General features: G+C 73.3%; 18 protein-coding genes. 7 read left to right on the top strand and 11 right to left on the bottom strand.

The genetic code is table 11. From position 1 onward, the window contains the following. The first annotated feature begins 72 nt into the window (after window positions 1-72). Both PV364_RS02530 and idi read left to right on the top strand, forming a co-directional pair. Window positions 73-1,023, top strand: coding sequence for a cation diffusion facilitator family transporter (locus PV364_RS02530; RefSeq protein WP_319657914.1), 951 nt, complete (start codon window positions 73-75; stop codon window positions 1,021-1,023). 113 nt (window positions 1,024-1,136) lie between these two features. Continuing rightward, window positions 1,137-1,748 carry an isopentenyl-diphosphate Delta-isomerase gene (gene idi, locus PV364_RS02525; protein WP_319657913.1) on the top strand — a complete coding sequence of 204 codons (612 nt, stop codon included), beginning with the start codon at window positions 1,137-1,139 and terminating at the stop codon, window positions 1,746-1,748. A gap of 10 nt (window positions 1,749-1,758) precedes the next feature. On the opposite strand, the gene PV364_RS02520 is transcribed toward idi, so the two are convergent. Beyond that, a complete protein-coding gene (locus tag PV364_RS02520) occupies window positions 1,759-2,250 on the bottom strand; it encodes an ATP-binding protein (protein WP_319657912.1) in 492 nt (163 codons plus the stop codon). A 216-nt stretch (window positions 2,251-2,466) separates the two neighbouring features. Continuing rightward, complete coding sequence (locus PV364_RS02515; protein ID WP_319657911.1) at window positions 2,467-3,072, bottom strand: HdeD family acid-resistance protein; 606 nt, start codon at window positions 3,070-3,072, stop codon at window positions 2,467-2,469. Between the two features lie 136 nt (window positions 3,073-3,208). On the opposite strand from PV364_RS02515, the gene PV364_RS02510 reads away from it, so the two are divergent. Next, the gene (locus PV364_RS02510; protein ID WP_319657910.1) at window positions 3,209-3,985 is read left to right on the top strand and encodes an enoyl-CoA hydratase/isomerase family protein; all 777 of its coding nucleotides are present in this window, start codon (window positions 3,209-3,211) and stop codon (window positions 3,983-3,985) included. A 6-nt stretch (window positions 3,986-3,991) separates the two neighbouring features. On the opposite strand, the gene PV364_RS02505 is transcribed toward PV364_RS02510, so the two are convergent. Next, window positions 3,992-4,651 carry a pyridoxamine 5'-phosphate oxidase family protein gene (locus tag PV364_RS02505; protein ID WP_319657909.1) on the bottom strand — a complete coding sequence of 220 codons (660 nt, stop codon included), beginning with the start codon at window positions 4,649-4,651 and terminating at the stop codon, window positions 3,992-3,994. Window positions 4,652-4,824: 173 nt separating this feature from the next. On the opposite strand from PV364_RS02505, the gene PV364_RS02500 reads away from it, so the two are divergent. Next, a complete protein-coding gene (locus PV364_RS02500; protein WP_319657908.1) occupies window positions 4,825-5,694 on the top strand; it encodes an SCO6745 family protein in 870 nt (289 codons plus the stop codon). Window positions 5,695-6,199: 505 nt separating this feature from the next. Here the strand turns inward: PV364_RS02500 and PV364_RS02495 are convergent. Continuing rightward, window positions 6,200-7,165, bottom strand: a complete 966-nt coding sequence (locus PV364_RS02495; RefSeq protein WP_319657907.1) for an EamA family transporter — start codon at window positions 7,163-7,165, stop codon at window positions 6,200-6,202. Window positions 7,166-7,237: 72 nt separating this feature from the next. Between PV364_RS02495 and PV364_RS02490 the strand changes: the two genes are divergently transcribed. Then, window positions 7,238-8,158, top strand: coding sequence for a LysR family transcriptional regulator (locus PV364_RS02490; protein ID WP_319657906.1), 921 nt, complete (start codon window positions 7,238-7,240; stop codon window positions 8,156-8,158). A 9-nt stretch (window positions 8,159-8,167) separates the two neighbouring features. Here PV364_RS02490 and PV364_RS02485 read toward each other — a convergent pair whose 3' ends face one another. The 7 genes from PV364_RS02485 to PV364_RS02455 form a co-directional block, all read right to left on the bottom strand. Beyond that, entirely contained in the window at window positions 8,168-9,082 is a 915-nt protein-coding gene (locus PV364_RS02485) for a DMT family transporter (protein ID WP_319657905.1), read from the bottom strand. 94 nt (window positions 9,083-9,176) lie between these two features. Next, window positions 9,177-11,168, bottom strand: coding sequence for an FUSC family protein (locus PV364_RS02480; protein WP_415924520.1), 1,992 nt, complete (start codon window positions 11,166-11,168; stop codon window positions 9,177-9,179). 109 nt (window positions 11,169-11,277) lie between these two features. Beyond that, on the bottom strand, window positions 11,278-12,477 hold the full coding sequence (locus PV364_RS02475) for a GDSL-type esterase/lipase family protein (RefSeq protein ID WP_319657903.1): 1,200 nt from the start codon (window positions 12,475-12,477) through the stop codon (window positions 11,278-11,280). A gap of 71 nt (window positions 12,478-12,548) precedes the next feature. Continuing rightward, window positions 12,549-13,121 (bottom strand): TetR-like C-terminal domain-containing protein, encoded by a 573-nt coding sequence (locus PV364_RS02470; RefSeq protein ID WP_319657902.1) that lies wholly within the window; start codon window positions 13,119-13,121, stop codon window positions 12,549-12,551. Between the two features lie 101 nt (window positions 13,122-13,222). Then, window positions 13,223-13,981: a L,D-transpeptidase family protein gene (locus PV364_RS02465; RefSeq protein WP_319657901.1), complete on the bottom strand. Its 759-nt coding sequence runs from the start codon at window positions 13,979-13,981 to the stop codon at window positions 13,223-13,225. Continuing rightward, on the bottom strand, window positions 13,978-14,466 hold the full coding sequence (locus PV364_RS02460) for a glutathione peroxidase (protein WP_319657900.1): 489 nt from the start codon (window positions 14,464-14,466) through the stop codon (window positions 13,978-13,980). The genes PV364_RS02465 and PV364_RS02460 overlap by 4 nt, the downstream gene beginning before the upstream one ends. Window positions 14,467-14,580: 114 nt before the next feature. Next, window positions 14,581-16,218, bottom strand: coding sequence for an ABC-F family ATP-binding cassette domain-containing protein (locus tag PV364_RS02455; protein ID WP_319657899.1), 1,638 nt, complete (start codon window positions 16,216-16,218; stop codon window positions 14,581-14,583). 160 nt (window positions 16,219-16,378) lie between these two features. Between PV364_RS02455 and ddaH the strand changes: the two genes are divergently transcribed. Continuing rightward, window positions 16,379-17,155: a dimethylargininase gene (gene ddaH, locus PV364_RS02450; RefSeq protein WP_319657898.1), complete on the top strand. Its 777-nt coding sequence runs from the start codon at window positions 16,379-16,381 to the stop codon at window positions 17,153-17,155. Between the two features lie 88 nt (window positions 17,156-17,243). Beyond that, window positions 17,244-18,209, top strand: a complete 966-nt coding sequence (locus PV364_RS02445; protein ID WP_319657897.1) for an acyl-ACP desaturase — start codon at window positions 17,244-17,246, stop codon at window positions 18,207-18,209. Window positions 18,210-18,274: the final 65 nt, after the last annotated feature.

The raw sequence follows: 18,274 nt of genomic DNA, 5'->3' as shown, positions 1-18,274 counted from the left end.
TTGTTCACTGGGGCACGCCGGCCGACGCCGGCGGGCGTGTGAGCACGGACGGCGAGAGGGGAGTCCCAGGCGATGGGGGCAGGGCACGCGCACGACCACGGCCACACGCACGGATCCGCGGCCGGGCTGACCGGCACGGCCGCGGCGGAGTTCCGCGGCCGGCTGCGGATCGCACTCGGCATCACGCTGCTGATCCTCGTGGCGGAGGTGGTGGGCAGCGCCCTCACCGGTTCCCTCGCGCTGCTCGCCGACGCGGGCCACATGGCCACGGACGCGGCGGGCCTGGCGATGTCGCTGGTGGCGATCCACTTCGCCAACCGCCCGCCGAGCGAGCGCCGCACCTTCGGCCTGGCCCGGGCGGAGATCCTCTCGGCGGTGGCCAACGCCGTGCTGCTGTTCGGCGTGGGCGCGTACATCTTCTACCAGGCCGTCTCCCGGCTGATCGCCCCGGCCGAGGTCGAGGGCGGGCTCACCGTCGTCTTCGGTGTGGTCGGCCTGGTGGCCAACTCGGTGTCACTCCTTCTGCTGATGCGCGGCCAGCGCGAGAGCCTGAACGTGCGCGGGGCCTTCCTGGAGGTCATGGCGGACGCCCTGGGCTCGCTCGCGGTGGTCGTGGCGGCCGTGGTGATCCTGACCACCGGGTGGCAGCAGGCCGACCCGGGGGCCTCGTTGCTGATCGGTGTGATGATCGTCCCGCGGACATGGAAGCTGCTGCGGGAGGCCATCGACGTGCTGCTGGAGGCCGCCCCCCGGGACGTCGACATGGCCGAGGTCCGCAGCCACATCCTCGGGCTGCCCGGTGTCGAAGGGCTGCACGACCTGCACGTGTGGACCATCACGTCGGGCATGCCGGTGCTCTCCGCCCACGTGGTGGTGAGCCCGGAGACCCTGGACGCCGTGGGCCACGAGAAGGTGCTGCACGACCTGCAGGGCTGCCTGGGCACCCACTTCGACGTGGAGCACTGCACATTCCAGCTGGAACCCGGCGGCCACGCGGAGCACGAGGCGCGGCTGTGCCACTGACCCGGCGACAGCGCCGATCGACACACGGTGACCGACATTGAGCGCGCTGCGACGACGTCCCGGCCCCTCGCGTGAGGCAGACTGAGGTCCAGTCGTCGATGAAAAGGATGGCCATGCCCACGAGTCCCGCTGCCGGCCGGCCCCTCAGCCCTGCCCCGGACCCCTCCTCCAACGGCGCCTCGGCTCCGATCATGCTCGAACTGGTCGACGAGACCGGCGTGACGATCGGTACCGCGGAGAAGCTCTCGGCGCACCTGCCGCCGGGCCGGCTCCACCGGGCCTTCTCGGTCTTCCTCTTCGACGGCGAGGGCCGGCTGCTGCTGCAGCGCCGCGCCCTCGGCAAGTACCACTCCCCCGGCGTGTGGTCCAACACCTGCTGCGGCCACCCCTACCCGCAGGAGCCGCCCTTCGTCGCCGCGGCACGCCGCACCGCCGAGGAACTGGGCGCCGCCCCCGCGTCGCTGCGGGAGGCCGGCACGGTCCGCTACAACCACCCGGACCCGGCGTCGGGCCTGGTGGAGCAGGAGTACAACCACCTCTTCGTGGGGCTGATGACGGCGCCGCTGCACCCGGACCCCGAGGAGATCGGCGAGACCGCCTTCGTGACGCCGCGGGAGCTGGCCGCACTGCAGGAGTCCGGGCCGTTCTCCGCCTGGTTCCCGACCGTACTGGGGGCGGCGCTGCCCGCCGTGCGGGAGCTCACGGGCGAGGGCGCCGGCTGGTAGCCCTCGCCCCTCAGAGCAAAGGAGCGCCGGGCTGCAGCGGAAGCGCCGCCCAGATGACCTTTCCCCCGGTGGCGGTCTGCTGCACGTCGCACATCCCGCCCGCCTCGGCGGTGACCGACTTGACCAGCAGCAGGCCGCGCCCACCGGTGTCCGCGTCGTCCACCTGGAGCGCCTTGGGGCGGTAGGGATGGTTGTCCTCCACCGCGACGCGGACCCAGTCGAGGCCGACGGCGACCTCCACCGCGATCTCCGGGGAGAGCAGGGCGGCGTGCCGCACCGCGTTCGTCACCAGTTCGGAGACGATCAGCAGCAGGCCCTGCAGCAGATCGTCGTCGACCGGGACGCGCTGCCGTACCAGCAGGTCCCGTACGGCGTGCCGGGCCTGCGGCACCGAGGAGTCCAGCGCGGAGGCGGTGAAGCGCCACACACCCTCGTAGGGGCGCGGAAAGTCCGGTGCCACCGGCGGCACCGGTTCGGGCGGGACGCTCCCGCGTACGTCCATGGCGGCGTTCACCCTCGCATTCAGCGATGCTCCCCGCGGTCCCCCCTTCCCGGCCCGCTGGGCGGCGACGGGGTCCGCCTCACGTTCCGAGTGTCGGCAGCTCAGCACTCCACCCCGAGTCGCTGACCGTAAATCCGTATCTTTCGACCGCCTGCGACACGGGGTGACCGGAGTTGGTGGGCTCGATGAGCCCTGATGACGCGCCGGTAACCGGTTTCAATGCTCCAGTGGCGTCTGCCGGGCATCGGCCACCATGCCGACGATCCGCCGGCCTCCCAGGCCCGCCCCGAGCAGGCCCAGACCGTCGAAGAGCAGCGCCAGCGAGAAGAAGGCGCCGATCACGTAGACACTGCTGTGCGGCCAGTTCGCCAGCACCAGGACGGCCAGCAGGATGCCGATCGCCCCCTGGATCAGCGTCCACACCATCTGCGGCCCGCGTACCACCAGTCCGCCGAACAACCGGAAGATCCCGCCGGTCAGGAAGAGCAGTGCGGCGAACATCGTGAGGGCCGCGGCCGTCTCCGCCGGGTTGCGGATGACGACCACGCCCGCCGCGATGTAGAGGGCCGCGACCACCAGGGCCAGCCAGAAGTAGTTGATCTCGCGGTTCTGGACGGCCTGCGCCAGCCCCACGATGCCGCCGATGAGGAGCAGCCAGCCGAACAGCACCATCGAGGTGATGGTCGCGAACGCCACGTAGAAGAGCCCGATCAGGCCGCAGACGACGAGGACCGCGCCGAGAACGGCGACCCAGCCGAAACTCCGCTTGATCCCGGCCTCCGGGGGATCCGGGTACTTCTTGCGTCCCTTGAACGGGGCCATGGCCGCCTCCTTGAACGCGTCGGGAGCCAGTCGGAACCGGCTAGGGGACGTATACCCCGATTCCCCGGGTGGGCCCCCGGTAGGATCGCCCGGGCCGCACCGCGGCACGACGACACGACGAGTGGGGGACGCGGGCATGTCCGACCCGTCCGGGCCCGGTCTGCTGCTGGAGACGGCGGGCGCCACCGCCACCGTGACCATCAGCAACCCGGCCAAGCGCAACGCCATGACGCTGCGGATGTGGCGGGAACTGCCGCGCCTGCTGGCCCGGCTGGCCGACGACCCCGCCGTACGGGTGCTGGTGCTCACCGGCGCCGACGGGACCTTCTGCGCGGGCGCCGACATCTCCGACCTGCGCGACGCGGCCAGCGGCCCCGGGGCGGCGCAGGGCGCGGCCGTCGAGGCCGAGGAGGCGCTGGCCGCCTTCCCCAAGCCGTCCCTGGCGGCCGTCCGGGGCTTCTGCGTCGGCGGCGGCTGCCAGCTCGCGGCCGCCTGCGACCTGCGCTTCGCCGCCGAGGGCGCGCGCTTCGGGGTCACCCCGGCACGGCTCGGGATCGTCTACCCGGCCTCGTCGACGCGTCGGCTGACCGGCCTGGTCGGCCCGTCCACCGCGAAGCACCTGCTCTTCTCCGCCGAGCTGATCGACCACGAACGCGCCCTGCGCACCGGGCTGGTGGACGAGGTACTGCCGGACGGCGCCCTGGACAAGCGCGTCGAGGAGTACGCGGGCCTGCTGGCCACCCGTTCCCAGCTCACCCAGGCCGCGGCCAAGGACTTCACGGCCCCGGATCCGGACCCCTCCCGTGTGGCGCACTGGGCCGGGCAGGCGGCTCGGAGCAGCGACACCGCGGAGGGCGTGGCGGCGTTCCTGGAGCGGCGCGAGCCGCGTTTCACCTGGTCGGTGGGCGGCTAGCCGCGGCTAGCCGCCCAGGTGCGGCGGCAGGGGGATGCCGTCGCGCAACGCGGGGTCGGCGACCGGGGCACCCCGGGTCGCGCCGAGCGGGACCACCCCGGCCCACACGGGCAGAGCGGCGTCGGGGCCGTCGCCGTCGCCGGGGTGGCCGGTGCGGATCTTGACGGAGGCCTCGTCGGTGGCGAGGGCGAGCAGGTCGGTGGCCGCGAGTTCCCGGCGGTCCGGGCGGCGGGCGTAGTCCCACTGCCCGGGGGCGCACTGCTCGGTGAGCACGCGCAGCCCGTGCAGCCGCTCCCCCGGGTCGGTGACCCGGCGCGGGACGCCGATGACCATGGCGCTGCGGTAGTTGACGCCGTGCTCGAAGACCGACCGGGCCAGGACCAGGCCGTCGACGTGGGTGACGGTGACGCAGACCGCGGCGCCGGGCGCCTGGACGAGGCTGCGGCTGGCGACCGAGCCGTGCAGGTACAGCGTTCCGGCCTGCGCGTCGTGACCGTAGACCGTCGGTACGGCCAGCGGGGTGCCGTCGACGACGACGGCCAGATGGCACACGAAGCCCGCGCCCAGCACGGCGTCCAGGTCGTCGCGGGAGACGCTGCCCTGCTCGCGGAGGCGTCGGTGGCGGGTGCGCTCGGTCACCGGGAGCGTGCGGTCGGCGGCGGGCATGGGCGGTCCTCCAGAGGAACACGCGACGTCGGGGAACGTTCAGGCTAGCCATATCGGCACATGATGTGTGCCGTTACCACTGAATCAGCGTCCCTTGCTCGCTCCGGCAACGGAATCAGCGGTTCGGGGAGGCGTCCGCCATTACATGCCGACCGGTCGGTAACCTGATGCCCATGACCGCGACCGCCCTGGAACCGCGCGCCGGACGGCGCTGCCACAACGCGCTGAACCCCCTGCACTCGGTCGTCTATTTCGCCCCGGAATACGACGACATGCTCGCGGCGCTCGGGCTGGAGCGCGGCGCCATGGCCTATTTCGCCGGGCGTGCCGCGCCGCTCGGCGGGGTCACGGCGGGCACGGTCGCCGCCACGTTCTACAACTTCAACCACGCGATCATCGCGCCGGTCGTCCCACGCGCCTGGGACCTCGCCTCGCCGGCGGCGGTCATCGACGCGCGGCTGCGCATCGCCGACGCCGTCCTGACCCGGCTGCTCGGACCGGACGTGCTCGCCTCGGACGACCTCGCGGAAGCCGCCCGCCTCGCCCTGCGCGCCGCCGGGGCCTGCACCCGCGAGGCCCGCCCCCTCTACGCCGCCAACGCGGAACTCCCGGTGCCCGAGCGGCCGCACCTCGCTCTGTGGCACGCCGCGACGCTGCTGCGCGAGCACCGCGGCGACGGGCACCTCGCCGCGCTCGCCATCGCCGGGCTCGACGGGATCGAAGCGCTCGTCACGCACACCGCGACGGGCAAGGGCTTCAACCCGCGCTTCGTCCAGCGCAGCCGGGGCTGGTCCCCCGAGGACTGGGCCGCCGCGCAGGATCGGCTCCGGGACCGGGGGCTGCTCGACGCGGAGGGCGAACTCACGGGGCGCGGCGTGGAACTGCGCCGCGAGGTGGAGGTGATGACCGATCGGCTCGACCGGGCGCCGTACGAACGCCTCGGGGCGGAGGGGGTCGAGCGGCTTACCGCGGTGGCGGGGGCGGTGGTGGGGCGCGTGCTTGCGGGTGGGGGCTTTCCCCAGAGGTATTTCGGCAAGGCCTGACCCTGGGCGGGGTCTTTTCCCGCCCGCCCTCCCGTGTGCCCGGCGCGGTCAGTCACCCCGACGCGCGTGTCGTGGGGGCCGGGTGCGGGGCCTCCGGGGCTGGCCATTCTGGACAGCACATTTCGGTGCCTCACGCACCCTCAACTGATCACCCCGGGTCATGCACCCAAATATGCTCCACAGTCCAGAACACCCACCCCTACGACCCCGCCCCCTCCGTTTCGTCATGCGCCTGATCCCCGGTGGGGGTAGAAGCGGCACCGTGCTCGGGCAACCGTTGGCGCAGCGCCGTCCAAGGGCGCAACCGTCACCGCCGACAGAACCCCCACCGGCCGTCAGTCGCGCAACCGGCCGGGAGGGGGTGGAGCGGGGTGCCCCCGCTGGGGGAGGACCCCGGCGCGGCACCCCCCCAACGCACGCAGCGCAGGGCCCGCACTTACCGCGCCGGGCTGGGGGTACTCCCGGCCGAAGGCTGGGGGAGGGCCGGGGGACCGCCAGCAAAGGCTCACGGTGCTGTCTGGCGGTCACTGACCGCGCTCGCAATCGGGAGGGCGGGCGGGGGAACCGCCAGCGAAGGTTCGGGGCGCGCGGGGGGCACCGGGAGGACGTCGCGCTCCGCGCGAGCCGCCCCGACGCCGGCCACGACGACCAGCGCGGTCCCCACGGCCTGCAAGGCCGTGGGGACCTGCGAGACCAGCACCAGCGCCGCGAGCAGACTGACGGCCGGCTCCATGCCGGCGAGTGTTCCGTAGGCCGTCCTGCCGACCCGTTGCAGCGCCTTCATCTCCAGCAGGAACGGGACGAGCGGCATCAGCACGGCGATGCCCGCCACGGCCAGGACGACCTGCCAGGTGCCGCCCGACACGACGCCGGGGGCGCCGAAGGGCGCGGTGAAGACGGCGGCGACGGTGAGCGAGACGGCCAGGCCGTGCGCCGCGGAGAAACGGCTGCCGACGTGTTGCGTGCCGATCACGTACAGCGCCCAGCAGGCTCCGGAGGCGACGCCGAAGAGGACACCGGCGAGGTCGGCGCCGTCCTGCCAGGGCGAGGTGAGGCAGAGCACGCCCGCCGCGGCCAGCAGCAGCCAGGCCAGTTCGCGGCGGCGCCGCAGGGAGGCGACCGCGACAGCCAGTGGGCCCAGGAACTCCAGAGCGGTCGCCGTGCCGAGCGGGATGCGGTCGGCGGCCTCGGAGAAGAGCAGCATCATCGCGCCGCTGACGGTGCCGAGCAGCACGACCGCGACGAGGTCGCGGCGCGGCGCCGCACGCAGCGCGGGCCACAGGGAGCGGCCGGTGAACGCCAGCAGCAGCACCGCCGCGAAGCCGACGCGAAGCCAGGTGGTGCCGGCCGGGCCCACGTCGTCGAAGAGCTCGGTCGTCAGGGCGCTGCCGGTGTGCAGCACCGTCATCGCGGCCAGGATCAGCACCGCACCAGGCATGCGGCGGCTTGCAAAGGTATGCGGCTCGGTCACCCGCCCATTGCACCGTTCGGCGTCTGTTTCTGTCCACGCGTCATAGGTGGACGGATTGTTTACCATCAGTGGATGATCGAGCCCGCGGACCAGCTCCCCGACCTCGGCAGGCTGCGCCTGCTGGTCGAGCTCAGCCGCCTCGGCACGATGGCGGCCGTCGCCGAGCGCACGGGGTACGGCACGTCGGCGGTCTCCAAGCACCTCGCGGTCCTGGAGCAGGAGGTCGGCGCCCGGCTGCTGGCGCCGGTCGGCCGCCGTGTCCGGCTGACTCCCGCCGGTGAACGCCTGGTCGAGCACGCGATCGGGATCCTGGCCGCGGTGGAGGAGGCGCGCGCGGAACTGCGCGGCGAGCCCGGGCCGGTGGGGCGCGTGCGGGTGGCCACCTTCGCCAGCGCGGTCGAGCCGGTCGTGATGCCCGCCCTGGTGCGGCTGCGCGAGCGGCACCCGCGCGTCGAGGTGCAGCTGAACGAGCACGAGCCGGAGCAGACGCTGGAGCTGCTGCTCGCCGGGGACGTCGACCTCGGCATCGTGTACGACTACAGCCTCGTGCCGCGCACCGTGCCCAGGGGGCTGTCGGTACGGCCGCTCGCCACGCAGCCGATGTTCCTGCTGCTCCCCGCGGGCCATCCCTCGGACCCGGGACCGGGCGGCCCGGTCCCGCCGGCGGGGCTGCGCCGGCTCGCGGAGGCCGGGTGGATCACCAACTCCCGGGGCAGCGACGACGACGAGCTGGTCCAGCGCGTGTGCGCCCTGGCCGGTTTCGCCCCGCGCATCGTCCACCGCGTCGACAGCCTCCACCTGGTCAATCTGCTCGCGGGTGCGGGCCTCGGTGTCGCCCTCCTGGCCGAGTCGGGCATCGAGCGGCGGCGCGCCGACGTCGTGTGCCGTCCCGTCGACCCCGTGGTGGGCACCCGGCGCCACTTCCTCGCCGCCCGCGCGGGTCAATGGTCCTGGCCGCCGCTCGCGGAGGTCGCCCGCCTCCTCACCCCGTGAGCGGAGCGGTCACCGGGCCGCGCGGACCGACTCCTCCTCGCCCGTCGCGTCGGGGCGGTCGCCCGTGCGCACGCTCTGGGCGCAGGGCAGCGCGGGGTGACGGCCGAGGAGCACGACGCCCAGGGTGACGGCGACCAGGCCCGCCGCTTCCCAGGCGAGGGCGCCCGGGGTGACACGGAGGCGGTCGCCGAGGAAGCCGACGCCGCAGGCGATGCCCGCGAGGGGCTGTGCGGCGGTCAGCGCGGGGAGGGACATGCGCAGGGGAGCGGTCTCGAAGGCGCTCTGGACGAGCACGAGGCCGGTGAGCCCGATGCCGAGGATGGCGTAGGGCTGCCAGTGCACCAGGAGGGCCGTGATGCCCTCCATCTCGGCGATCTGGCCTGAGGTGCGGGTGAGGGAGTCCTGGAGCCCGTAGAGCAGGCCGGCGGCGAGCGCGATGACGGTGGCCTCGGGCGACGGGCGCAGCCGCCTGGCGCAGGCGACGAGCAGCAGTGCGATGCCCATGACGATGCCGATGACCAGCCAGTGCCGCAGGGGCCCGCCGACGTGGCCGCCGCCCGTGGGCCGTCCGGCGGCGATGAAGGCGGTGACGCCGAGCGCGAGCAGGCCCACGCCCGACCAGCCGTGCCGGCCGAGTCTCTGGCCGGTCAGATGGCGCGAGAGGGCCATCGCGAAGAGCAGGTTCGTCGTGGTGAGGGGTTCGACGAGGGAGAGCTCCCCCTTGGTGAGGGCGAGCGCGCTCAGCACCATACCGAAGATCATCAGGAAGATGCCGAGCAGCCATTGCGGCATCCGCATGAGATCGAGCAGCAGCCGGAAGGACAGGAAGTTGGACAGCGGGGCACGCTGGGCGGCGAGCTGCTGGAGGACGAAGCCGAAGCCCAGGCAGCACGCTGCACCCACCCCAAGCAGGAAAACGGCCACCTCGTCAACCTCCCGGTGTCGCCGACTGGCCTGACCATAGCCTCTCCCCCGGCTTGATCGCGACGAATGCGGGCGCTCTGTTCGGCCCGGGCGGCTACGTGGTACGGGCGGGACGGGAGCGCAAGGTGAGGCCGCCGACGGCGACGCGGATATGGCGCAGCTCGGTCACCACGTCGGCGAGGGAGGCGCAGGAGGGGGTGCCGGTGAGCTCCGGCCATCCGGTGGCCGGCGTTCGGCCGTCCAGGGAGTCCGCGAGCGCGTCCAGGGCGCGGACGACCTCGCCGCCTTCCTCGCGCGAGGGGTGTTCCGCGCCCTGTTCGATGCGGACCGCGCAGGCGGTGGCGGCGTCCATGATCCGTTCGGAAGCGGCGGCGACGGGGAACCAGTCGGTGCGGTGACCGCGGCCCCAGGGCAGTTCCGCCGCGACGGTCTCGGCCGCGGACCGGGCCTCGGCCAGCGTGCTGTAGGCGGCCCGGCGCAGCACCATGCGGTCCCCCGGCCGCCCGCCCGCGGGAGCGGTGAGGACATGGGCCAGGTACTCGCGGGTGCGCCGCAGCGACTCGGCCATCAGGTGGGCCACCCGCGCGGTGGGGTCGGTGAAGCCCGGCAGGTGGCCGACGACGAGCACGATCGCGCAGGCCGTCATGGTATCCAGCAGCCGGTCGACGGCCGCCTGGGTGTCGCCGCCCACCCAGACGAACGCCAGCACCATCAAGGTGACCACCGAGGTCTGCAGGCCGAAGTGCCGGAAGGAGACGGGCAGCAGCGCGCCCGCGACCGAGGCGCAGACCACCGTCCACCACACGCCGCCGCTCAGGACCGCGGCCAGGCCCGCGAAGACGACCACCCCGAGCGCCGTCCCGACGAAGCGGTTGACGACGCGGGAGAACAGCGGCCCGATGTCCGGCTTCACCAGGAAGACGGCGGTGAGCGGCAGCCAGTACCAGTGGTCCGCCCGCAGGGCCAGGGCCACTGCGGCACTCGCCGTGACGCACACCGCGACGCGCAGCCCGTACTCGCGCCCGGCCGGCCCCAGCACCCGGCGACGCACCGTGGGGACGGTTCCGGGGGCGGGAAGCGGCGCCACCTCCTCGGCACTGGTCGCGCCGGGCACCGTGCGGGCGAAGACCACGGCGGCGTGCAGCAGCGCCCGGTCGAACGCGGAACGGGCCGGCGTGCTCGCCTCGGGCGCGGGGAGCGGTCCGGGCGGCTCGCCGCCGCGCAGCGCGGCGGCGAGGCGGCGCGGGCCCTGCGAGACCTGCGGCGGCAGGGGGCGCGCCTCCCACAGCAGGGCGGCACTCGCCTCGCACAGTGCTGTGGCCGCCGCGAAGCGCTCGGCGAGGAGCAGTTCGTCGGGGCGCGCGGGCCGGTGGGCCAGCCGCCGGAAGAGGCGGCGCAGCCGCAGGGCCTCGTCCCCCCGGTCCAGGGCCGCGGTGAGCCGCCGTCGCGCGGCCTCGGCGCCGGGCCCGCCGACGACGTCCAAAGCGCCCGCGAGCGCGTCGAAGACGCGGGCCAGGGCCGCCTGTTCGCCGGCCAGGGCGCCGCCGACCGGTCGCGGCGGCCGCAGCACGAGCCGCAGCAGGAGGAGCCAGACCGCGCCCGCGAGGAAGTACAGCGCCTTGAGCCAGGGCGTGCCGGGCAGCGGCACCCCGGTCCCGATCACCATCAGGCACAGCGTCTGCATCCCGGTCCGTGACCACACCGGGCCCACCGTGCTCACGGCACCCGACCCCAGGCCGACGGCGAACAGCAGGGGCAGCACCCACCACCCGCTCGAGACCGCGTCGGCCGTCGCCGTCCCGACGAGCAGTCCGACCGCCCCGACGAGCACGGGCAGCCCGATGTGCACGACGCCGGTCCTGCGCGTCCCCGGCAGGTCGTTGAAGCCCGCGAACAGCGTCCCGAACCCGGCCAGCACCGCGAACTCGACCGATCCCAGCGCCAGCCCGGCGGCCATCACCGGCCCCGCCGACAGCAGCCCCCGCAGCACCGCCGGCCACGGCACGGGCCCGCGCTGCCAGCGCAGCGGGTGGGCCAGCCACGAGGGCAGGACGACGCGGCCGGGGCCACTCACAAGCACGGGCATCCTCACTGACGGGCAGGCGGCACGGTACGAACCGGGATGTTCCGGCCGATGCTTCCTTCTTCAGCGTAGCTGTCCGTGACGCTCGCCCCGCCGCCCGGTCATTTCCGCGTCATGTCCTGTTCAGAGCGCCGGCGGGGAGGGCGAAGGGGCCGTCGGCGGCGAAGGCGCGGCCGGCGAAGCGTTCACCGATGCGCAGGTGCGCGGCGGCGTCCGGGTGCAGCTCGTCGGGGAGCGGCAGCTCGGCGTAGTCGTCGGCGCCGTAGAGCTCGCGGCCGTCGAGGTGGTGGAGGTTCGGGTCGTCGGCCGACCGCTGCCGGACGATCCGGGCCAGCTCCTCGCGGATGACGGTGAGCGTCAGCTTGCCGCTCGCGCGCTCCGCCGGGTCCCCGGTGGCCAGGAAGCGCGGCTGCCCGGTGGCGAGGGAGGCGGGGTCCAGGGCGGTGGGGCCGGGGGTGTCCTCGTGGATGGGGCACAGGACGGGCGAGACCACCAGGAGCGGTGCGGTCGGGTGGCCCTCGCGGACGGTGTCGAGGAAGCCGTGGACGGCCGGGGTGAAGGCGCGCAGGCGCATCAGGTCGGTGTTGACCAGGTTGATGCCGATCTTGACGCTGATCAGGTCCGCGGGAGTGTCGCGCAGGGCGCGGGCGGTGAACGGGTCGAGCAGGGCGCTGCCGCCGAAGCCGAGGTTGACCAGGTCCACGCCGCCGAGGGCGGCGGCGTGCGCGGGCCAGGTGGCGGTCGGGCCCGCGGCGTCGGAGCCGTGGCTGATCGAACTGCCGTGGTGCAGCCACACCCTGCGGCCCCGGTCCGGCGCGGGCTCGACGGGGGCGTCGGTGCGCAGCGCGAGCAGTTCGGTGGTCTCGTTGTGCGGCAGCCAGATCTCGACGTCCTTGTCCCCGCCGGGCAGACCGGTGAAGCGGAGGGTGCCGGGCGGGCCGGGCCGGTGCTCGAACGTCCCGGTGGTCATGTCGATGGTCAGGGTGTTGCCGCCGGTGACGCTCTCCCGGCCGGCGAGACGGCCGTCGACGACCAGGTCGTAAACGCCGTCCGGGCGCGGCGGAGCACCCGCGTAGACCCGCTTGGTGGGCACCGTGTCCAGTTCGATGGCGGTGGCCCGGCTGCGGAAGGCCAGCCGGACCCCGGCGGGCTGCGCCTCCGCCATGGCCAGTTGCCCGTCGGTGTTCTGGGCGCGGGCCCTGGCGGGCAGCCGGTGCGGGAGTATGCCGCGTTCGGTGCGCTCCAGTTCCAAGGCGCCGCGCACGAGGTCCGCGGTGACGGGGGTGGTGATCCACTGTTGTTCGGTGTACATGTCCTCGCCTGTTGTTCGGCCTGTTTGTCGGTGGGGTGCGGACGGTCGGGACGGTTCGGGTCCGCCCGCCGTCACGGCGCGGGCCAGTTCCGCAGCAGGGCGTCGAGGGCGTCCACGACGCGTGTCCAGGTCTCCTGCGTGTCGGGGGCGCTGTGGCTGAACCCCCCGCCCATTTCGAGGCTGACGTAGCCGTGGAAGACGCTGCCGAGCAGCCGGACCGCGTGCGTCCGGTCCGGCTCGGCCAGGTCGTAGCCGCGCAGGATCGCCCGCGTCATCTGTGCGTGCCGGACCCCCGCGCTGGCCGCCGCCGTCTGCGGGTCGAGCCGGAACTGAGCCGCCGCGTAGCGCCCGGGATGCTCCCGGGCGTAGTCGCGGTAGACGTTCGCGAAGGCGGCGAGCGCGTCCTTGCCGGACCGTCCGGCCAGGGCGTCGGCGGCCCGGTCGGCGAGTTCCTCCAGCGCGAGCAGGGCGATCCCCGTCTTGAGGTCGTGGGAGTTCTTCAGATGCGCGTACAGGCTCGCGACCTTGACGTCGAACCGCCTGGCGAGTGCCGAGAGCGTCACGTGCTCAAAGCCGGCCTCGTCGGCCAGTTCCGCCCCTGCCCGGACCAGGCGGGTGGTGGTGAGTCCTGCGCGTGGCGCCATGACCATCTCCTCGTTTGCCTGAAACGAGTATGCATTTACCTAAATCCTTTAGGCAAATGTCGGCAGAGGACGCCGGCGGAACGACTTCTGGGATGTCCCGGCTAGTAGCCGGTGACCGCGGTCTCGCCGGACTTCGTGCCGATCGCGATGTGCGGGTCGCGGTCCGGATCGGCCCAGACGAGCAGGCGGCGCATGGCCCCGACGGGGACGGAGACGCAACCCGCGGTGGGGCCCGGGCCGTTGGCGTGCAGGAAGATGCCGGCGCCGCGCTCCTGCTCCGGCTCGTCGTAGTTGAAGCCGATGACGAAGGCGTGGACGTAGGGCTTGCGGTACCTGATCAGGTGCTCGGACTCGGAGGCGGCGCAGTCGGGCGGCAGCGGCTCGACCCAGCGGTTGTAGGACCAGGAGGCGTTGTCCTGGCACCAGTACGACTCCGGGGTGACGGGGCGGTAGGGCATGCGGGTGCCCTTGGGCGCGGCCTTGATGCCGAACGCGTAGGGCAGGTCGTACAGACCGGTGGGGGTGGTCCAGGTGCTCTGGGCGCGCTCCTCGCCCTCGACGAGACCGGCCGCGCCGAAGCGGGCGGGCGCGGAGCCCGCGGCCCTCCAGACGCCGTCGCGCAGGTCCCACCAGGTGACCGTGCCCGTGGTGGACCCGGTGTCCGGCGCGACGGCGGTGATGAGCTGGCTGCCGCCGCCGGTGTCCACCATGTCGGCCGGGAGCGGCGGCACGGGCGGTGCCGGCGCCGCGGCCACGGGCGAGCTCCCGGGCGCGGTCGTACCCGCGCCCGCCGTGCCGGCCACGGCGGCCAGCACGGCGGAACTCGCCACCACGAGTCGTACGACGCGGTCCGTGGTCAACGCGGGAGGTGCGCCTCGATCGCGCCCACGACCTCGTCGGCCTCGGGCTCGGTGCGCGGACGGAACCGGCCGACGACCTGGCCGTCCGCGCTGATCAGGAACTTCTCGAAGTTCCACTGGACGTCGCCGGCCGCGCCCTCGGCGTCGGCGGTCTCCGTCAGCGCCGTGTAGAGCGGGTGCCGGTCCTCGCCGTTGACGTCCGTCTTCTCGAAGAGCGGGAAGCTCACGCCGTAGGTCGCGGAGCAGAAGGTCGCGATCTCCTCGGCGGTGCCCGGCTCCTGACCGGCGAACTGGTTGCTGGGGAAGCCCAGCACGCTGAAGCCGCGGTCGGCGTAACGCTTCTGCAGACGCTCCAGACCCTCGTACTGCGGGGTCAGCCCGCACTTGGAGGCGACGTTGACGATCAGCAGCGCCTTGCCCTCGTGGTCGGCGAGGGACGCGGGCTCACCGGAGAGCGTGCGCAGCGGAATGTCGTAGATGCTCACGTTTCGAACTCCTCGTCGGGGGACGGGTCAGGGAACACAGAGTGTCCATTCAACCTCGCCCGATTCCGTGATCTTCCCACGGGAGGGTGCTCGGAACGCGGCAGCGACGCGGGGTCAGTGCTCCGTGATCCGTCCGGCCTCGACCTGGACGCGGCGCGTGGTGTGCACGGCCTCCAGCATCCGGCGGTCGTGGGTGACCAGCAGCAGGGTGCCGTTGTACGTGGCGAGCGCCGACTCCAGCTGCTCGATGGCGGGCAGGTCCAGGTGGTTGGTGGGCTCGTCCAGGACGAGGAGGTTGACGCCGCGGCCCTGGAGGAGCGCGAGGGCGGCCCGGGTGCGCTCGCCCGGGGAGAGCGTGGCGGCCGGGCGCATGACGTGGGCGGCCTTCAGACCGAACTTGGCGAGCAGCGTGCGCACATCGGCCGGCGCCATGTCGGGCACCTCGGAGCCGAACGCGTCCAGCAGGGCCTCGCCGCCGTGGAAGAGCTTGCGCGCCTGGTCGACCTCGCCGACGACGACGCCGGGGCCGAGGGAGGCCGCTCCGGCGTCCAGCGGCAGCCGGCCGAGGAGCGCGGCCAGCAGCGTCGACTTGCCGGAGCCGTTGGCACCGGTGATGGCGACGCGATCCGCCCAGTCGATCTGGAGGTCGACCGGGCCGAGGGTGAAGTCGCCGCGCCGCACCTCGGCGCCGCGCAGCGTGGCCACGACCGCCCCGGCGCGAGGGGCGGCGGCGATCTCCATGCGCAGCTCCCACTCCTTGCGGGGCTCGTCGACCACCTCCAGGCGCTCGATCATGCGCTGGGTCTGCCGCGCCTTGGCGGCCTGCTTCTCCGTGGACTCCGTGCGCAGCTTGCGGCTGATCTTGTCGTTGTCCGTCGCCTTGCGCCGGGCGTTGCGGACGCCGTGCTCCATCCAGTTGCGCTGCATGCGCCCGCGGGCCTCCAGGCTCGCCTTGGTGTCGGCGTACTCCTCGTACTCCTCACGGGCGTGCCGACGGGCGGTCTCGCGCTCCTCCAGGTAGGCGGCGTATCCGCCGCCATAGGTGTTGACCTGCTGCTGGGCGAGGTCGAGTTCGACCACGCGGTTGACGGTGCGGGCCAGGAACTCACGGTCGTGGCTGACCACGACCGTGCCGGCCTTGAGGCCGGTGACGAACGCCTCCAGGCGCTCCAGGCCGTCCAGGTCGAGGTCGTTGGTGGGCTCGTCGAGCAGGAAGACGTCGTAGCGGCTCAGCAGGAGCGAGGCGAGACCCGCGCGGGCGGCCTGGCCGCCGGAGAGCGCCGTCATCGGCAGGTCGAGGCCGACGGTCAGGCCCAGTGAGGCGGCCACCTCCTCGGCCCGCTCGTCCAGATCCGCGCCGCCGAGCGCCAGCCAGCGCTCCAGACCGTCCGCGTAGGCGTCGTCCGAACCGGGCGCCTCGTCCATCAGCGCCTGCGTCGCGGCGTCCAGCGCCTCCTGCGCGGCGGCGACACCGGTACGGCGCGCGAGGAACGCCCGCACGGACTCGTCCGCCCGCCGTTCGGGCTCCTGTGGCAGGTGGCCCACGGAGGCGTTCGGCGGGCTGAGCCGCAACTGCCCCTCCTCGGGCGCGCTCAGCCCCGCCAGCAGACGCAGCAAGGTCGACTTGCCGGCGCCATTGGCACCGACCAGTCCGATCACGTCGCCGGGCGCGACGACGAGGTCCAGGCCCGAGAAGAGGACGCGGTCCCCATGGCCTGCGGCGAGATCTTTGACGACAAGAGTGGCACTCATCAGACCGCCGATGGTATCGCCCCGCCCGTCCGCCCCGGCCGGCCCGCGCCAGGGGCGGCGGCAGCCCGGCACGGCCGTCCCGCGCGCCCTGGGCGAACGGGGCGGGGTGAGGGAGCATCACCTTCCGCAAGCCGTTGCCGCCGTGAGGGGAGAGCACGTCATGCCGAGCCGCAAGGCACTTGTCCGGCGTCCGGGTCCGCGTCTGGCGGAGGGGATCGTGACGCACCTGGAGAGGTCGCCGGTGGACGTCGCGCTGGCCCTGCGCCAGTGGGAGGGGTACGTGGCGGCGCTGCGCGCGCATGGGTGGGAGACGGTCGAGGTCCCGCCGGCGGACGCGTGCCCGGACGGGGTGTTCGTCGAGGACACCATGGTGGTGTTCCGCGGCGCGGCGCTCATCGCACGGCCGGGCGCGCTGCCGCGCCGCCCCGAGACGCCGGCGGCCGAGGCGGTCGTGGCCGGGCTCGGGATGTCCGTCCGCACGGTGCGGGCGCCGGGCACCTTGGAGGGCGGCGACGTACTCAAGACGGGCGACACGGTCTACGTGGGCACCGGAGGCCGCACGAACGCCGAAGGCGTGCGCCAACTGCGCGCGGCGTTCGAGCCGCTGGGGGCGCGGGTGGTGGCCGTGCCCGTCACCAAGGTGCTGCATCTGAAATCGGCCGTCACCGCGCTCCCGGACGGCACGGTCGTCGGCCACCCGCCGCTGGTCGACACGCCCGGGTCGTTCCCCCGATTCCTTCCGGTGCCGGAGGAATCGGGCTCCCACGTGGTGCTTCTGGGAGACGGGAAGCTGCTGATGGCGGCTAGCGCGCCGCGCAGCGCGGAGATTTTCGCCGCAATGGGCTATACGCCCGTACTCGTCGACATCGGCGAGTTCGAAAAGCTCGAGGGCTGCGTGACCTGCCTCTCAGTGCGGGTTCGGGGGTTGGACACGTAGGACGGGTTGCCATGCGGGCTGAACGTAACCTACGGTTTCGTAACTTACGATTCCGTAGGTACCCTCAGCCAACCGCCAGGAGCACAGCGTGACCATTGCCCCGTCCCAGAACACCGGATCGGACGTGTGGAGTGACACCCGGCTGCTCTACGCCCTGGAAGAGGTCGTCGAGACCGAGCTGAACCGGCATCTGAAGGCGGCCAAGGAATGGATGCCCCACGAGTACGTGCCGTGGAGTCAGGGCCGGGACTTCGACGGGATCATGGGCGGCGAGGCCTGGGAGCCGGAACAGTCGAAGGTCACCGAGATCGGCCGGATATCGCTGGTGGTCAATCTGCTGACCGAGGACAACCTGCCGAGCTACCACCACGAGATCGCCACGCTCTTCGGCCGTGAGGGCGCCTGGGGCACCTGGGTGCACCGGTGGACCGCCGAGGAGGGCCGGCACGCGATCGTCATGCGCGACTACCTGCTGACGACCCGCGCCGTGGACCCGGTTCAGCTGGAGCGGCTGCGCATGCAGCACATGTCGGAGGGCTTCGAGTCCGACAACTCCCACAGCATGCTGCACTCGGTCGCGTACGTCGCCTTCCAGGAGCTGGCCACGCGCATCTCGCACCGCAACACCGGCCGGGAGTCCGGTGACCCGATGTGCGAACGCATGCTGGCGCGCATCGCGACGGACGAGAACCTGCACATGGTCTTCTACCGCAACCTGCTCGCGGCCTCGCTGCAGTTGGCGCCGGACCAGGCGATGGGGGCGATCCGCGACGTGGTGGTCGGCTTCCGGATGCCGGGCCACGGCATGCCCGGCTTCGAGCGGTCGGCGGCGCGGATAGCGATCGGCGGCGTCTACAACCTGCGCATCCACCACGACGACGTCCTGCAGCCGGTGCTGCGGCACCTGAAGGTGCTGGAGGTCGCGGGGCTGGGTCCGGAGGGCCTGAAGGCGCAGGAGGAACTGGGCTTCTTCATGGGCGAGCTGGACTGCCAGGCCCGCAAGTTCGAGGAGCGCAGGGACGCGCTGCTGGCGCGGCGGGCCGCCCGCGGGTAGCCGGCGTCCGCGCTTTCCGGGGCCGCTCCGCGTCGCGCGGGGCGGCCCCGGGGCTTTTCGGCCGC

This window comes from Streptomyces sp. MI02-7b, assembly GCF_033793585.1.
Classification (GTDB): Bacteria; Actinomycetota; Actinomycetes; order Streptomycetales; family Streptomycetaceae; genus Actinacidiphila.
This window is presented reverse-complemented; position numbering and strand designations above follow the sequence as displayed.

Coding starts and splice junctions, on each gene's coding strand:
- idi (WP_319657913.1), top strand. CDS start 1,137: ATGCCCACGAGTCCCGCTGCCGGCCGGCCCCTCAGCCCTGCCCCGGAC.
- PV364_RS02455 (WP_319657899.1), bottom strand. CDS start 16,218: ATGAGTGCCACTCTTGTCGTCAAAGATCTCGCCGCAGGCCATGGGGAC.
- PV364_RS02475 (WP_319657903.1), bottom strand. CDS start 12,477: ATGTACACCGAACAACAGTGGATCACCACCCCCGTCACCGCGGACCTC.
- PV364_RS02500 (WP_319657908.1), top strand. CDS start 4,825: ATGACCGCGACCGCCCTGGAACCGCGCGCCGGACGGCGCTGCCACAAC.
- PV364_RS02520 (WP_319657912.1), bottom strand. CDS start 2,250: ATGGACGTACGCGGGAGCGTCCCGCCCGAACCGGTGCCGCCGGTGGCA.
- PV364_RS02490 (WP_319657906.1), top strand. CDS start 7,238: ATGATCGAGCCCGCGGACCAGCTCCCCGACCTCGGCAGGCTGCGCCTG.
- PV364_RS02530 (WP_319657914.1), top strand. CDS start 73: ATGGGGGCAGGGCACGCGCACGACCACGGCCACACGCACGGATCCGCG.
- PV364_RS02505 (WP_319657909.1), bottom strand. CDS start 4,651: ATGCCCGCCGCCGACCGCACGCTCCCGGTGACCGAGCGCACCCGCCAC.
- PV364_RS02470 (WP_319657902.1), bottom strand. CDS start 13,121: ATGGCGCCACGCGCAGGACTCACCACCACCCGCCTGGTCCGGGCAGGG.
- PV364_RS02510 (WP_319657910.1), top strand. CDS start 3,209: ATGTCCGACCCGTCCGGGCCCGGTCTGCTGCTGGAGACGGCGGGCGCC.
- PV364_RS02480 (WP_415924520.1), bottom strand. CDS start 11,168: ATGCCCGTGCTTGTGAGTGGCCCCGGCCGCGTCGTCCTGCCCTCGTGG.
- ddaH (WP_319657898.1), top strand. CDS start 16,379: ATGCCGAGCCGCAAGGCACTTGTCCGGCGTCCGGGTCCGCGTCTGGCG.
- PV364_RS02515 (WP_319657911.1), bottom strand. CDS start 3,072: ATGGCCCCGTTCAAGGGACGCAAGAAGTACCCGGATCCCCCGGAGGCC.